General features: G+C 72.0%; 13 protein-coding genes. 8 read left to right on the forward strand and 5 right to left on the reverse strand.

The genetic code is table 11. From position 1 onward, the window contains the following. Positions 1-23: 23 nt before the first annotated feature. The 3 genes from ACZ7OU_RS10625 to ACZ7OU_RS10635 all read right to left on the reverse strand — a co-directional run bounded on the left by ACZ7OU_RS10625 (position 24) and on the right by ACZ7OU_RS10635 (position 4,269). Positions 24-2,291 (reverse strand): AAA family ATPase, encoded by a 2,268-nt coding sequence (locus ACZ7OU_RS10625; RefSeq protein ID WP_470254902.1) that lies wholly within the window; start codon positions 2,289-2,291, stop codon positions 24-26. Positions 2,292-2,577: 286 nt separating this feature from the next. Continuing rightward, complete coding sequence (gene pssA, locus ACZ7OU_RS10630) at positions 2,578-3,531, reverse strand: CDP-diacylglycerol--serine O-phosphatidyltransferase (RefSeq protein ID WP_470242183.1); 954 nt, start codon at positions 3,529-3,531, stop codon at positions 2,578-2,580. 3 nt (positions 3,532-3,534) lie between these two features. Beyond that, positions 3,535-4,269: a phosphatidylserine decarboxylase gene (locus tag ACZ7OU_RS10635; RefSeq protein WP_470242182.1), complete on the reverse strand. Its 735-nt coding sequence runs from the start codon at positions 4,267-4,269 to the stop codon at positions 3,535-3,537. A gap of 248 nt (positions 4,270-4,517) precedes the next feature. Between ACZ7OU_RS10635 and ACZ7OU_RS10640 the strand changes: the two genes are divergently transcribed. Next, the gene (locus ACZ7OU_RS10640; protein ID WP_470242181.1) at positions 4,518-4,730 is read left to right on the forward strand and encodes a hypothetical protein; all 213 of its coding nucleotides are present in this window, start codon (positions 4,518-4,520) and stop codon (positions 4,728-4,730) included. Positions 4,731-4,769: 39 nt separating this feature from the next. Here ACZ7OU_RS10640 and ACZ7OU_RS10645 read toward each other — a convergent pair whose 3' ends face one another. Further along, positions 4,770-5,054 carry a GlsB/YeaQ/YmgE family stress response membrane protein gene (locus ACZ7OU_RS10645; protein WP_470254903.1) on the reverse strand — a complete coding sequence of 95 codons (285 nt, stop codon included), beginning with the start codon at positions 5,052-5,054 and terminating at the stop codon, positions 4,770-4,772. A gap of 72 nt (positions 5,055-5,126) precedes the next feature. On the opposite strand from ACZ7OU_RS10645, the gene ACZ7OU_RS10650 reads away from it, so the two are divergent. Together ACZ7OU_RS10650 and ACZ7OU_RS10655 are read left to right on the forward strand one after the other, a co-directional pair. Further along, the gene (locus ACZ7OU_RS10650; RefSeq protein WP_470254904.1) at positions 5,127-5,687 is read left to right on the forward strand and encodes an ArsR/SmtB family transcription factor; all 561 of its coding nucleotides are present in this window, start codon (positions 5,127-5,129) and stop codon (positions 5,685-5,687) included. Next, positions 5,684-6,937 (forward strand): MFS transporter, encoded by a 1,254-nt coding sequence (locus tag ACZ7OU_RS10655; protein ID WP_470254905.1) that lies wholly within the window; start codon positions 5,684-5,686, stop codon positions 6,935-6,937. The genes ACZ7OU_RS10650 and ACZ7OU_RS10655 overlap by 4 nt, the downstream gene beginning before the upstream one ends. Here ACZ7OU_RS10655 and moeA read toward each other — a convergent pair. After that, on the reverse strand, positions 6,891-8,084 hold the full coding sequence (gene moeA / locus ACZ7OU_RS10660; RefSeq protein ID WP_470254906.1) for a molybdopterin molybdotransferase MoeA: 1,194 nt from the start codon (positions 8,082-8,084) through the stop codon (positions 6,891-6,893). The genes ACZ7OU_RS10655 and moeA overlap by 47 nt on opposite strands. A gap of 73 nt (positions 8,085-8,157) precedes the next feature. On the opposite strand from moeA, the gene ACZ7OU_RS10665 reads away from it, so the two are divergent. The 5 genes from ACZ7OU_RS10665 to groL all read left to right on the forward strand — a co-directional run bounded on the left by ACZ7OU_RS10665 (position 8,158) and on the right by groL (position 13,207). Beyond that, positions 8,158-8,835, forward strand: coding sequence for a TIGR00266 family protein (locus ACZ7OU_RS10665; RefSeq protein ID WP_470242176.1), 678 nt, complete (start codon positions 8,158-8,160; stop codon positions 8,833-8,835). Continuing rightward, positions 8,835-9,458: an AIM24 family protein gene (locus ACZ7OU_RS10670; RefSeq protein ID WP_470242175.1), complete on the forward strand. Its 624-nt coding sequence runs from the start codon at positions 8,835-8,837 to the stop codon at positions 9,456-9,458. Before ACZ7OU_RS10665 ends, ACZ7OU_RS10670 begins: the two co-directional genes overlap by 1 nt. A gap of 112 nt (positions 9,459-9,570) precedes the next feature. Next, positions 9,571-9,777 (forward strand): cold-shock protein, encoded by a 207-nt coding sequence (locus ACZ7OU_RS10675; RefSeq protein WP_005164266.1) that lies wholly within the window; start codon positions 9,571-9,573, stop codon positions 9,775-9,777. Positions 9,778-9,843: 66 nt separating this feature from the next. Next, entirely contained in the window at positions 9,844-11,337 is a 1,494-nt protein-coding gene (locus ACZ7OU_RS10680; RefSeq protein WP_470242174.1) for a serine/threonine-protein kinase, read from the forward strand. Positions 11,338-11,578: 241 nt separating this feature from the next. Beyond that, positions 11,579-13,207 carry a chaperonin GroEL gene (gene groL, locus ACZ7OU_RS10685; RefSeq protein ID WP_155540626.1) on the forward strand — a complete coding sequence of 543 codons (1,629 nt, stop codon included), beginning with the start codon at positions 11,579-11,581 and terminating at the stop codon, positions 13,205-13,207. The last annotated feature ends 14 nt before the right edge of the window (positions 13,208-13,221 follow it).

The following is a 13,221-nucleotide window of genomic DNA, read 5'->3' on the forward strand; positions in this document are numbered from 1 at the left end:
ACCCGGGGGTGACGGCCGCTTTTTCATTCGCCGACCTGGGTTTTCGCGTAAGCCTCCAGCGCCGCGAGCTGGGCCGGGTCGAGGCTCGGCCGGACCGTCTTGCGCGCCGCGTCCAGGTGCGCCGCCGTGACTTCGCGGGCCTCCAGTGACTCGCGCATCGCCGTCAGCGCCGCCTCGCGGATGAGCGCCGCGCAGTCGGCGGCCGAGTAACCGTCCAGAGTGGACGCGACCTCGGCGAGGTCGACGTCGGCGGCAAGCGGCGTGTTCTTCGAGCTGGCCACCAGGATCGCGGTCCGCGCTTCGGCGTCCGGCGGTGGCACGTAGACGCGCCGCTCCAGCCGGCCCGGCCGCAGCAGGGCCGGGTCGACCAGCTCCGGCCGGTTCGTCGCGCCCAGGACGACGACCTCGCGCATCGGCTCGACGCCGTCGAGCTCGGTCAGCAGCGCCGCGACCACACGGTCGGCGACGCCGGAGTCCGACGACTGGCCGCGGCGCGGGGCGAGCGCGTCGATCTCGTCGAGGAAGATCAGCGACGGCGCGGCCTCGGCGGCCCGGCGGAACAGCTCCCGCACCGCGCGCTCCGACTCGCCGACCCACTTGTCCATCAGCTCGGCGCCCTTGACCGCGAAGACGTTCAGCGCGCCGGTGCCGGCCAGCGCCCGCACCAGGAAGGTCTTGCCGCCGCCGGGCGGGCCGTAGAGCAGCACGCCGCGCGGCGGTTCGACGCCGAGGCGGGCGAACGAGTCCGGGTAGCGCAGCGGCCAGAGCACCGCCTCGGTGAGCGACTGCTTGACGTCGACCATGTTGCCGACGTCGTCCAGGGTCAGGCCGCCGGTGGCCAGGTTGTCCGAAGTGGACATCGAGACCGGGCGGACGGTGGCCAGCGCGTCCAGCAGGTCCTGCTGCGAGATCCGCGGCTCGTCGGCCTCCCGCTGGCGCAGGGCCGCGCGCAGGGCCGCGTCCCGCCGCAGGGCGATCAGGTCGGCGGCGACGAACCCCGGCGTCCGCTCGGCCAGGACGCCGCAGTCGATGCCCGTGTCGAGCGGGACGTCGCGGAGGAGGACGTTCAGCAGCTCGCGGCGCGTTTTCGCGTCCGGCAGGGCGAGGCCGAGCTCGCGGTCCAGCAGGTCGGCGGCGCGCAGCCGCGGGTCGGCGGACTCCGCGCGGGCGGTCGTCGCGACGACGGCGAAGCGTTCGCGCCGCAGCGCCGTCCGCAGCTCCTCCAGCACGACGGTGGCGACCGGCGGCGGCGTGGCCGCGGGCAGCAGCGCGTCGACGTCGGTGAGCAGCAGGACCGTGGGCCCCTCCGCCGCGCGGATGGCCTCGCGCAGGCGCGCGACCGCGACGTTCGGGTCCAGGACCGCGAGGTTCGGCGCGGCCACCGGCACCACGCGGATGTCGGACTCGCTCGCGACGGAGTGGACGAGCGTCGCCTTGCCGACGCCCTCGGGGCCGGACAGCAGGACGCCGAGGTGGGCGGGCGCGCCCAGCCGGGCCAGCAGCTCGGGCCGGTGGAACGCCAGGTCGAACCACTCGGCGAGCTTGCGCGCGGTCGCTTCGGCACCGATGAGGTCGGCCAGCGGCACGACCGGCTCGACGGCCTCCGCGAGCACCACCTCGTCTTCGACGATCTCCGCGTCGATCCACTCCTCGGCCGCGGTGACGGCGGAGGTGCGCACGAGCGCGGTCGCCGTCCGGGGCGCGGCGGGCTCGGGCGCGGGGCGTGCGCCGTCGCGCCAGACGACCACAGTGGACGGTCCGACCGCGACGGGGCCGGCCGGCTCGGTCGCGGTGACGGTGAGCAGCTCGTTCGTCCAGGTCGCGCCGATCGCCCGGGACAGCTGGCCGCGCAGGCCGGCCGGGTCGGACCCCGGCGTCGGCGCGAGGTCCTGCGGCAGCAGGGAAACGGCGTCGCCGACGGTGAGCACCTTGCCGATCAGGGCGAGCCGCAGCATGTGCGGGCTGACCGAGACGCTGGCCAGCCGCGACCCGGCGACGGTGACCGTCTTGGCCGCGGCGACGTCGGCGGGCGCGACCACGATCTCGGCGCCCTCGGTGACGCCGAGGTTCGACATGGTGACGTCGTCGGTGAGGACGATGCCGGGCACGTCGGCCTCGTCGGTGGGCGCGGCGAGGGCGGCGCTGACCCGGGCCCCGGTGAGGTGCACGGCGTCCCAGGCCCGCAGGCCGAGCGCGTCGAGGACTTCGGGGTGCAGCCGGACGACGCCGCGGCGCGTGTCCAGCGCGGACGGCGTGTGCCGGACGGTCAGCGTGATCTGCGGGTGGCTCACGCCGTTCACCCTAGCGATCCGGCGGCCGTCCAGGAGCCGAGAACCCGTGTCGTCCGTTCAAGTACGCGTGTCGACCGCCTGATCACGCGTGATGCCCCTTCAATCACGCGTGATGCCCCGCTGATCACGCGTGAACGCCGTACCGGCCCGGTCGGCTCGCGTGACCAGGAGGGCATCTCGCGTGATTGGGAGGGCATCTCGCGTGATTGGGAGGGCATCTCGCGTGATTGGGGAGGCATCACGTGTGATTGGGAGGGCATCACGCGTGATTGGCGGGTCGACACGGCTACTTGCGGCGGAGGCCGATCTGGCGCCAGGAGCGGCGGCGCTGGCCGTTGCCGTTCTGGGAGGTTTCGCGGGGGGTGCGCATCGGCTCGCCAGTGCGGGGGAGGCGGACCGCGCGCATCGCCGCGCCCGCCACCCGGCGGCGCAGCGGGCGTCGCAGGCCGAGACGGCGCGGGGAGGCCCGGCGGATCGCGCGGCGCTCGCGCGGCGGGACCGTCCAGGCCTCGGGGTGCGCGGCCAGCCAGCGGTGCCGGTAGACCGAGTACGGGATGTGCGCCAGGTAGAGGATCATCGCCGCGATCAGCGCGACCAGCGGGAACTGGATGATCGCGGCGGCCAGCAGCGCGACGCCGAGCAGCAGCGGCGCGATCGCCTTGGCCGGCGCCTTGACCGTCTTCAGCGACAGCGTCGGGATGCGGCTGATCAGCAGCGCGGCGATGGCGACCGTCCACGCCCACACGACGTACTGCGAGGACCACCAGCCCTCGCCCCACTGCAGCCACGCCACCAGCGGCAGCATCGCCAGCAGGCCGCCCGCCGGCGCCGGGACGCCGACGAAGAACTCGCTCGCGTACGCCGGCTGCTCGGTGTCGTCCAGCAGCGTGTTGAAGCGGGCCAGCCGCAGGATCATGCAGACGGCGAAGATCAGCGACGCCACCCAGCCGATCCGGTCCGCGCCGGTCTGCCACACGTAGATGACCAGCGCCGGCGCCACGCCGAACGAGATGCCGTCGGACAGCGAGTCCAGCTCGGCGCCCATCTTCGACGTCGCGTCGAGCAGGCGGGCGATCCGGCCGTCCAGGCTGTCGAGCACCGCCGCGATGCCGATCGAGGCGATCGCCATGGCGAAGTTCTTGGTCAGCGCGAACTGCACGGCCGACAGGCCCGCGCACAGGGCGAGCACGGTGATGGCGTTCGGGAGCAGCCGGACGCCCGGGGTGGTCACGCGGACCATCGATCAGCCTTCCGAAAGGGACGCAGGCAGTGCGGGGAGCTCCGCGATCACCGTCTCGCCGCCGACCGTGCGCTGGCCCTTGGCGACCAGCACGCGCGAACCCGGCGGGAGGTAGAGGTCGACCCGCGAGCCGAAGCGGATGATGCCGTACGTCGAGGCGGCGCCGACCTTGTCGCCCTCGCGGATCTCGCAGAGGATGCGGCGCGCGACCAGCCCGGCGATCTGCACGACGACGAGCTCGTGGCCGTCTTCGGTGCGCATCAGCACGGAGTTGCGTTCGTTGTCGTCGCTGGCCTTGTCCAGGTCGGCGGAGAGGAACTTGCCCGGCCGGTAGGCGACGCGCTCGATCACGCCGTTCGCCGGCACGCGCTGGACGTGCACGTCGAACACCGAGAGGAACACCGACACGCGCATCCGCGGCTCGGCCGGCAGGCCCAGCTCGGCGGGCGGGACGGCTTCCTCGATCAGCGACACGAGACCGTCGGCCGAGGCGAGCGCGACGCCGTCACGCGGCGGCGGGACCCGCTTCGGCTCGCGGAAGAACGCGGCCATCGCCACGGTCGTCAGCGCGCCGAGGACGCCCAGGCGCTTGGAGAACCGGCGGGCGACCAGCGTCGCGGCCACGCCGCCCGCCACGAACGGGCGACCGGCCGGGTGCATCGGCGGCAGCGTCTCGCGGGCGAGCTGAAGGGCGTGGGCGACGGGATTGCCGGCGGGTTCCGGCCGGGTGCCGCTCATGGTCGGGTCCCCTGGTTTCGTGTCGGAAGGACGCGTCGGCGCCGGGGTCCGGCGGCCGCGTACGGGCGCCACCACGCTACCGCTGCCCCAGGTGAGGGTCGGCGCGCGCCCCTGGTCGGCTCCCTCGTGAGGGTGTCCCCGCAGCGGGTGGGAGCGGCCACATCCCGGTAACACAAGGTCGAATTCGGCGACAACACTGAGTAGTCGACGCCGTTCGGGGCGCTGCCGAGAGACCTTGTGAGGGGACGATGACCGATCACCGCGATACCGCCGAAGCTCGTCTCGACGAGCTCCTGGGCGCGTGGTGCAGGGAGATCGACGAGGTGCCGGTGCCGCGGCTGGTGGACCCGGTGCGCGCCGTCGACGTCGTCATCGAGGCGAAGAAGCGCGGCCGGGTGCCTGCGCCCCCCGACGGCGCAGGCACCCGGCCACCGGGCGATGCGCGTGAGGAAGCATTTTAACGTCCGGAACGGCACCGCTCGGGATTCGTCCGGCAAAAGTTACGAATGGTCGCTCGGTCGACGGCCGAGACCGTTCACGAGCCGCAGGATCGCCAGCAGCACGACGGCGCCGAGGACGGCCACGCCGAAGCTGGGGAAGTCGAAGTCGAACGTCTTGGACTGGCCGGTCGCGAGCCGGTAGACCAGCCCGCCGAGCGCCGCGCCGACCACGCCGACGAGCACGCTGACCAGGCAGCCTTGCCGGCGCCGGTCCCGGCCGCCGACGACGAGGTTCCCGGCCCAGCCGACGATCGCCCCGAAGATCACCCATGCGACGAAACCCATGGCGCGAGCTTACCCGCGCAGTTGTACAAGAGTCATTGCACAACACCCCTTGTACAACTACTCTTGTGCTTCATGAGCGACGACGTCCGGGAGATCCGGGATTCGAAGGTGCTGGCGGCGGTTTCGCACCCGCTGCGGCGACGGCTGATGGAACTGCTCCACCTGGACGGCCCGGCGACGGCGTCGATGCTGGCGGGCAAGACCGACCAGGCGGTGGGCAACATCAGCCACCACATGAAGGTGCTGGCCGCGGCCAAGCTGGTCGAAGTGGCCCCCGAGCTGGCCCGTGACCAGCGGGAACGCTGGTGGAAGCGGACAGCGAAGACGCTGCGGTGGGCCGCGGCGGACTTCCCCGACGACCCGGTCGCGGAGGCCGCCGAGGTGCTGACCCTCGACCACCAGATGGCGGTCGCGCGCGAGTGGCTCGCGACGCGCGAGACCTACCCGCCGCAGTGGCGGGGCGTGGCGTTCAGCACGGACACCTGGATGCGCCTGTCCGCCGCCGAGCTCGAAGAGCTGAACGAGCGGGTCCTGCTGCTGCTGGCCGAGTTCGAGGACCGCACCGAACCCGGTGACGGCGTCGAGCGCCGTCCGGTCTTCTTCGTCGCGCGGACTTCGCTGGGCAAGCCGTGAAGGGGCTCTGGGGGAACAGGGACTTCCGGCTGCTCTGGACCGGCGAGACCACGAGCATGCTCGGCAGCATGGTCGCGAGCACGGCGTTGCCGCTGGTCGCGGTGCTGACGCTGCAGGCGAGCACCTTTCAGGTCGGGGTGCTGACCGCGGCCGCGTGGCTGCCGTGGCTGGTGGTCGGCCTGCCCGCCGGCGCGTGGGTCGACCGGCCGCCGAAGCGGCCGGTGATGCTGGTCTGCAACACGGTGTCGATGGTCGTGTTCGGCAGTGTCCCGGTCGTGGCCGCCTTCGGGGCGTTGACCATGCCGTACCTGCTCGGCGCGGCCCTGCTCGGCGGCGCCGCCAAGGTCTTCTTCAGCCTCGCCTACCGCGCGTACCTGCCGGCGCTGGTCGGCCAGGACGAGCTCCTCGGCGCCAACGCCAAGATCCAGGGCAGCGAGTCCGCGACGCAGGTCGCCGGGCCGGGCCTGGCCGGGCTGCTGGCGCAGGCGTTCGGCCCGGTCAGCGGGATCCTCGCGGACGCGGTCAGCTTCGGGATCTCCGTGCTGTGCGTGCGGGCGATCCGGGTGCGCGAGACCGTCGTCCCGGCCGAGCGCACGCCGTTGCGCAGCCAGATCGCCGAAGGACTGCGGTTCGTCGCCGGCGACCGGTACCTGCGGTCGATGATGGCCTTCGCCGCCGCCTCGAACCTCGCGCTCACGGGGTACACGTCGATCCAGATCGTCTTCCTGTCCCGCACGCTCGGCGCGGGGCCCGGCCTCGTCGGCCTGGTCCTGGCCCTGGCCGCGACGGGCGGGGTGCTCGGCGCGGCACTGGCCGGCCGGCTCGGCGCGCGCTTCGGCGCCGCGAGGGCGTTCCTGCTCTGCGAAGCCTTCGCGGCGCCGATGATGCTGCTCGGCCCGCTCGCCGGTCCGGGCCCCGGCCTGGTGCTGTTCGTGCTCGCGGACTTCGGCGTCTGCGCGGGTGTCGTCGCTTCGAACGTGCTGACCGCGACGTTCCGGCAGCGCTACTGCCCGCCCGAGCTGTTCGGCCGGATCACCTCGAGCGCGTCCCTCGTCGCCTACGGCACGATCCCGCTGGCCGGGGTGCTCGGCGGCGCGCTCGGCGAGGTGATCGGCGTCCGCAAGACGCTCTGGGTCGCGTCCGTGCTGCTGATCGCCGCGTTGCCGCTGCTCGCGCCGTACCGGAAGCTGCGCGACTTCCCGGTCAGAGCAGCAGGACGTCCACTTCCTCGCCTTCCGCAGCCGATGTGACGTCCTCCGGCAGCACGATCAGGCAGTTGGCCTGCGTGAACGCGGCCAGCAGGTGCGAACCGGGGCCGCCGCGGGGCCCGACGACCCCGGTGACCTCCCGGTCGGACGGCGTGAACACGCCCCGGCGGTACTGACGGCGTCCGCCCGGCGACGACATCGCCTCGGTCAGCCGGGCCCGGACGCGGCGGCGCGAGACGTCGGTGTGCCCCAGCGCCGTCAGCAGCGCCGGGCGCAGGAACGCCTCGAACGACACGAGGACGCTGACGGGGTTGCCGGGCAGGGTCACCACCGGCACGCCCTGCCAGCGCCCGCAGCCCTGGGGCCCGCCCGGCTGCATCGCGATCTTCGCGAACTCGACGCCCTGGCCGGTCAGCGCGTCCTTCACCACTTCGTACGCGCCCGCGCTGACCCCGCCGGAGGTGACCAGCAGGTCGGCGTCGGCCAGCTTCGGCTCGATGACCTTGCGGAACTCCTCGACGTCGTCGACGACACTGCGGACCACTTCGACCTCGCAGCCGAGCTCGCGGACCGCCGCGGCGAGCATCACGCTGTTGGACTCGTAGATCTGGCCGTGCCGCAGCGGCGCCGGCGCGTCGATCAGCTCGGTGCCGGTCGAGGCGATCAGCACCCGCAGCGGCCGGTGCACCCGCACCTCGGCGAGCCCGACGGCGGCCGCCAGGCCCAGCTGCGAGTGGCCGAGGACGGTCCCGGCGTGCAGCGCGATGGTGCCTTCGAGGACGTCTTCGCCGGAGTGCCGGATGTGCGCGCCTTCCTTGGCCGCGGCGGAGATCGTCACGGTCTCGGTGCCGCCGTCGGTGTCCTCGACCATCACGACGGCGTCCGCGCCGGGCGGCAGCGGGGCGCCGGTCATGATCCGGTGCGCCGTGCCCGGTTCGAGGGTCCCGACGTCGACGCGGCCCGCCGGGATGTCGTCGGCGACCGGCAGGGTCACCGGCGTCCGCGAGACGTCGGCGGCGCGGACCGCGTAGCCGTCCATCGCCGAGTTGTCGAAGGGCGGGAGGGAAACGCCGGCCCGCACGTCCTCGACGAGGACGAGGCCGGCCGCGTCGGCCAGGGGCAGGGCGGTGGCGGGAGAGGTGCCCAGGAGCGCGGCAACCCGGTCGCGGTAGTCGTCGACGGAGATCACCGGACCATCCTCCACCCCCGTGAAGGGCATGCAAGACTCTCGTCGTTCGAGAGCACGCCACAGGGGAGCACGCATGCAGGTCCAGGTCCGTCAACAGCCCTCGTTCGCCGTCGCCAGGATGATGCTGGCGCCGGGCGAGCCGTGCCAGGTGGAGTCCGGCGCGATGATGGCCACCAGCTACGGCGTCCAGGTCCAGTCCCAGTCGCAGGGCGGGATCATGAAGGGCCTCGGCCGCGCGTTCCTCTCCGGCGAGTCCTTCTTCATCTCCACCTTCACCGCGCCGCAGAACGGCGGCTGGGTCGACGTCGCGGCCAACCTGCCCGGCGACATCCAGGTGATCCCGCTCGACGGCCGGACCGGCTGGGCCGTCACCCGCGGCTGCTGGCTCGCGTCGTCGCACGGCGTGCAGACCGAGACCAAGTGGGGCGGGATGAAGAACCTGATGGGCGGCGAAGGCGGGTTCCTGACGCACGCCACCGGCCAGGGCCAGCTGCTCGTCGCCTGCTACGGCGCGGTCGAGACCATCACCCTGCAGCAGGGCGAGATGGTCACCGTCGACACCGGGCACGTCGTCGCGTACGCCGACACCGTGCAGTACCAGATCCGGAAGGTCGCGACGGGCATCATCCAGTCCATGAAGAGCGGCGAAGGCCTCGTGTTCGACTTCGTCGGTCCCGGCCAGATCATGACGCAGACGCGCAACCCGTCCGCGCTGGTCAGCTGGATCATCTCGCACGTCCCGTCCCGCTGATGCGCGTCCAGACCCGGCACACCCCCGGGTTCGGCGTCGCCCGCGTCCTGCTCGACCCGGGCGAGTCGGTGCAGGCCGCGGCCGAGACGCTGCTCGCCAGCCGCTTCGGCGTCACCGAGGCGGCGGCGGGCCGCGGCGGCGTCCGCGCGGGCAAGGCCACGGCGGTCGTCTACACCGCGCCTTCGGACGGCGGCTGGATCGACTTCGCGCCGCTGCGCCCCGGCGACGTCTACCCGCTCGACCTGGGCGGCGGCACGGGCTGGTCGGTGCACCGCGACGCCGTGCTCGTGCGGCCGTCGTCGGTCCGGCACGACCCGAACTGGACGCCGTTGCAGCAGCTTTTCGGCGCCGACTCGGGGTTCCTCGAGCACTACAGCGGAACCGGCCCGCTCGTGCTGGCCGCGCCCGGCCCGGTGGACGCCTTCGAGCTCGGCAAGGGCGAGCTGGTCACGGTCCGGCCGGACTACCTGCTCGCCTACCCCGACACCGTGCAGTGCCGGTTGCGGGCGCTCGATCCCGGCGGACCGCAGTCGCTGCGCACGGGGGAAGGGCTCGCGGTCGACTTCGCGGGTCCCGGGACGGTGCTCGTGCAGGCGCGCAACAGTCGCCTTTCCCGCGCGTGATCTTCAGACGAATTGCCCATTGCCGAGGGGAATAATTCCGGTAGCGTGATTGACACTTCCGCCGCTGGCATCCGCTCGGGCCAGCGGATCCTTTGTGCTGAGGGAGGGCGCCGTGGCTGTCGGCACCGTCAAATGGTTCAACTCGGAAAAGGGCTACGGGTTCATCGAATCCACCGAAGGACCGGACGTGTTCGTTCACTATTCGGCCATTCAGGCCGACGGATTCCGCACTTTGGACGAAGGAGACCGCGTCGAGTTCGAAGTCCAGTCCGGGCGCGACGGTCGCAGCCAGGCAGCCGACGTACGCAAGGTGTCGTAACGACCTCCATCACCCGATTGGCGAACCCCCGGCAGGCTCGGAACCAGGGACGTTAGGCTGCCGGGCGTGACAGGCGATGTGTCGGGGGACCTCACCGGTCGCCGGCTGGGCAACTACCGCATCGACGGGGTGCTCGGCAAGGGCGGCATGAGTGTGACCTACAAGGCCACCGACGTGCGGCTCGGCCGGAAGGTGGCGCTGAAGGTCATCGGTGACCACCTCGGGGCCGACGCCGAGTTCCGCGAGCGGTTCGTCGACGAGGCGCGCAACACGTCCGCGATCGACCACGCCAACGTCGTGCCGCTGTACGACTTCGGCGAGCTCGACGGCATGCTCTACATCGCCATGCGCATGGTCGACGGCGGCGATCTCGCCGACCTGATCGCGGCCGGCCCGATCGCGCCCGCGCGCACCCTGACGATGCTCGACCAGGTCGCGGACGCCCTCGACACCCTGCACAACCGTGGTCTGGTCCACCTCGACGTCAAGCCGGCCAACGTGCTCGTGACGAAGAAGGAGACCTCGCGCGAGCACGTGTACGTCGCCGACTTCGGGCTGACGCGCCGCGGCGCGACGGGACACCGGACGCGCGGCGGCGACTTCCTCGGCTCGCCGACGTACGCGGCGCCCGAGCACCTGCGCGGCGAGCCGCTGGACGGGCGCACCGACCAGTACGCCCTGACTTGCGTGCTGTACGCGTGCCTGACGGGGAGCCCGCCGTTCAAGGGCGACGTGCCGACCGTGATCAAGGGCCACCTCAACGGCGAACCGCCGGCGATCTCCCGCGCCGTCGCGCTGCCGCCGGCGATCGACGAGGTCATCCGGAAGGGGATGGCCAAGAGTCCCGCGGACCGCTACCCCAGCTGCGTCGAGCTGATCGCGGCCGCCCGCCGCGCGCTCGGCGCCCAGGCTGCGTCCGACACCCCACCGGGCCCACCCGGGTCCAATTCGGGTGGAATCCCCGCGCCGCAGCGCCCCGGTCAGGTACAACAGGGGCCGCACCAGAACAGCGCACCGCAGGGAGAGGGGGCCCCCGTGCATCCGTACGGAGGACAGCAGCAGCCCGGCTACGGCCAGCAGCCCGGGCCGCAGGGGCCACCCCAGGGCATGCCGCCGCAAGGCATGCCGCCCCAAGGAATGCCACCCCAAGGAATGCCGCCGCAGGGCCCGCCGCCCGGTTACGGCTACCCTCAGCAGGGCCCGCCCCCGGGCTACGGCTACCCGCAGCAGCCGGGCATGCCTCCGCAGGGCATGCCCCCGCAGGGCTACGGCCCGCCGGGCGATCCGATGCGGCTGCGCCCGCCGATGCCCGCGAGCGGCGCGGGCGCGTTCCACCAGCCGAAGAGCAGCGGCAAGAAGTGGATCTTCATCGTGCTGGGCCTGGTCGTCGTGGCCGGCCTGGTGGTCGGCGCGATCTTCCTGTTCAGCGACGGTGGCAGCGGCGGCGGTGGCACGACGACCGCCCCGAACATCCCCGTCGGCCCGGGTGACTCGCAGACCAACCCGACGTCGTCGCTGAACGCCCCGCCGACGTCGATCTCCATCAAGCCCGGCAACTGACCGCCGCTTGATCGTGCCGCGCTGAGCTGGCCTTCTTGCACTCTCCCCCGCAGAGTGCTAAACACGGAGTTGGCACTCGACGCCGTCGAGTGCCAAAGGTCGGGACGGTGAGGCTGGCCCCCACCCGGGTCCAGTCGTCCGTCGCGGGCACCGAGCCTGGCCGAGGAAAAGAGTCCTGCTGCCGCCGCTGCAACGCAAGACAGCGCGGCGGTGGCGCCCAATACCGGAGGACCACACCGCAATGGCCAAACTGATCGCGTTCGACGAGGACGCCCGCCGCGGTCTCGAGCGTGGCTTGAACATCCTCGCCGAAGCCGTCAAGGTGACCCTCGGCCCGCGGGGCCGGAACGTCGTGCTCGAAAAGAAGTGGGGCGCGCCGACCATCACCAACGATGGTGTCTCCATCGCCAAGGAGATCGAGCTCGAGGACCCGTGGGAGAAGATCGGGGCCGAGCTCGTCAAGGAAGTTGCCAAGAAGACCGACGACGTCGCGGGTGACGGCACCACCACCGCCACCGTGCTCGCCCAGGCCCTGGTCAAGGAAGGCCTGCGCAACGTCGCGGCCGGAGCCGACCCGATCAGCCTGAAGCGCGGCATCGAGGCGGCCGTCGAGGCCATCACCGAGCAGCTCCACAAGGCCGCCGTCCAGATCGAGACCAAGGAGCAGATCGCTGCTACCGCCTCGATCTCGGCCGCTGACCGCACCATCGGCGAGCTGATCGCCGAGGCGCTGGACAAGGTCGGCAAGGAAGGCGTCGTCACCGTCGAGGAGAGCAACACCTTCGGTCTCGAGCTCGAGCTCACCGAGGGCATGCGCTTCGACAAGGGCTACATCTCGGGCTACTTCGTGACGGACCCGGAGCGTCAGGAAGCCGAGCTGGAGGACCCCTACATCCTCCTCTTCGGTTCCAAGATCTCCACCGTCAAGGACGTCCTGCCGCTGCTGGAGAAGGTCATCCAGTCCGGCAAGCCGCTGCTGATCATCGCCGAGGACGTCGAGGGCGAGGCCCTGGCCACCCTCATCGTCAACAAGATGCGCGGCACCTTCAAGTCCGTCGCCGTCAAGGCCCCGGGCTTCGGTGACCGCCGCAAGGCGATCCTGCAGGACATCGCGATCCTGACCGGTGGCCAGGTCATCAGCGAGGACGTCGGCCTCAAGCTGGAGAACGCCGACCTGTCGCTGCTGGGCAAGGCGCGCAAGGCCGTCATCACCAAGGACGAGACGACCATCGTCGAGGGTGCGGGCGACGCCGACCAGATCCAGGGTCGCGTCAACCAGATCCGCGCCGAGATCGACAACTCGGACTCGGACTACGACCGTGAGAAGCTGCAGGAGCGGCTCGCGAAGCTGGCCGGCGGCGTGGCCGTCATCAAGGCCGGCGCCGCGACCGAGGTCGAGCTGAAGGAGCGCAAGCACCGCATCGAGGATGCCGTGCGCAACGCCAAGGCCGCCGTCGAAGAGGGCATCGTCGCCGGTGGTGGCGTCGCTCTCATCCAGGCTGCCGAGGCTGCCTTCGCCGGTCTGAAGCTCGAGGGCGACGAGGCCACTGGTGCCAACATCGTCAAGGTGGCCGTCGAGGCCCCGCTCAAGCAGATCGCGATCAACGCCGGCCTCGAAGGCGGCGTCGTGGTGGAGAAGGTCAAGGGCCTGCCGCAGGGTCACGGCCTCAACGCCGCCACGGGTGTCTACGAGGACCTGCTCGCCGCCGGCGTGCCGGACCCGACGAAGGTCACCCGCTCCGCGCTGCAGAACGCCGCTTCCATCGCGGCGCTGTTCCTGACCACCGAGGCCGTCGTGGCGGACAAGCCGGAGAAGGCTTCGGCCGCTCCCGCCGACCCGTCCGGTGGCATGGGTGGCATGGACTTCTGATCCACGCGCTTTCC

It is taken from the genome of Amycolatopsis sp. NPDC114505, from assembly GCF_055633615.1.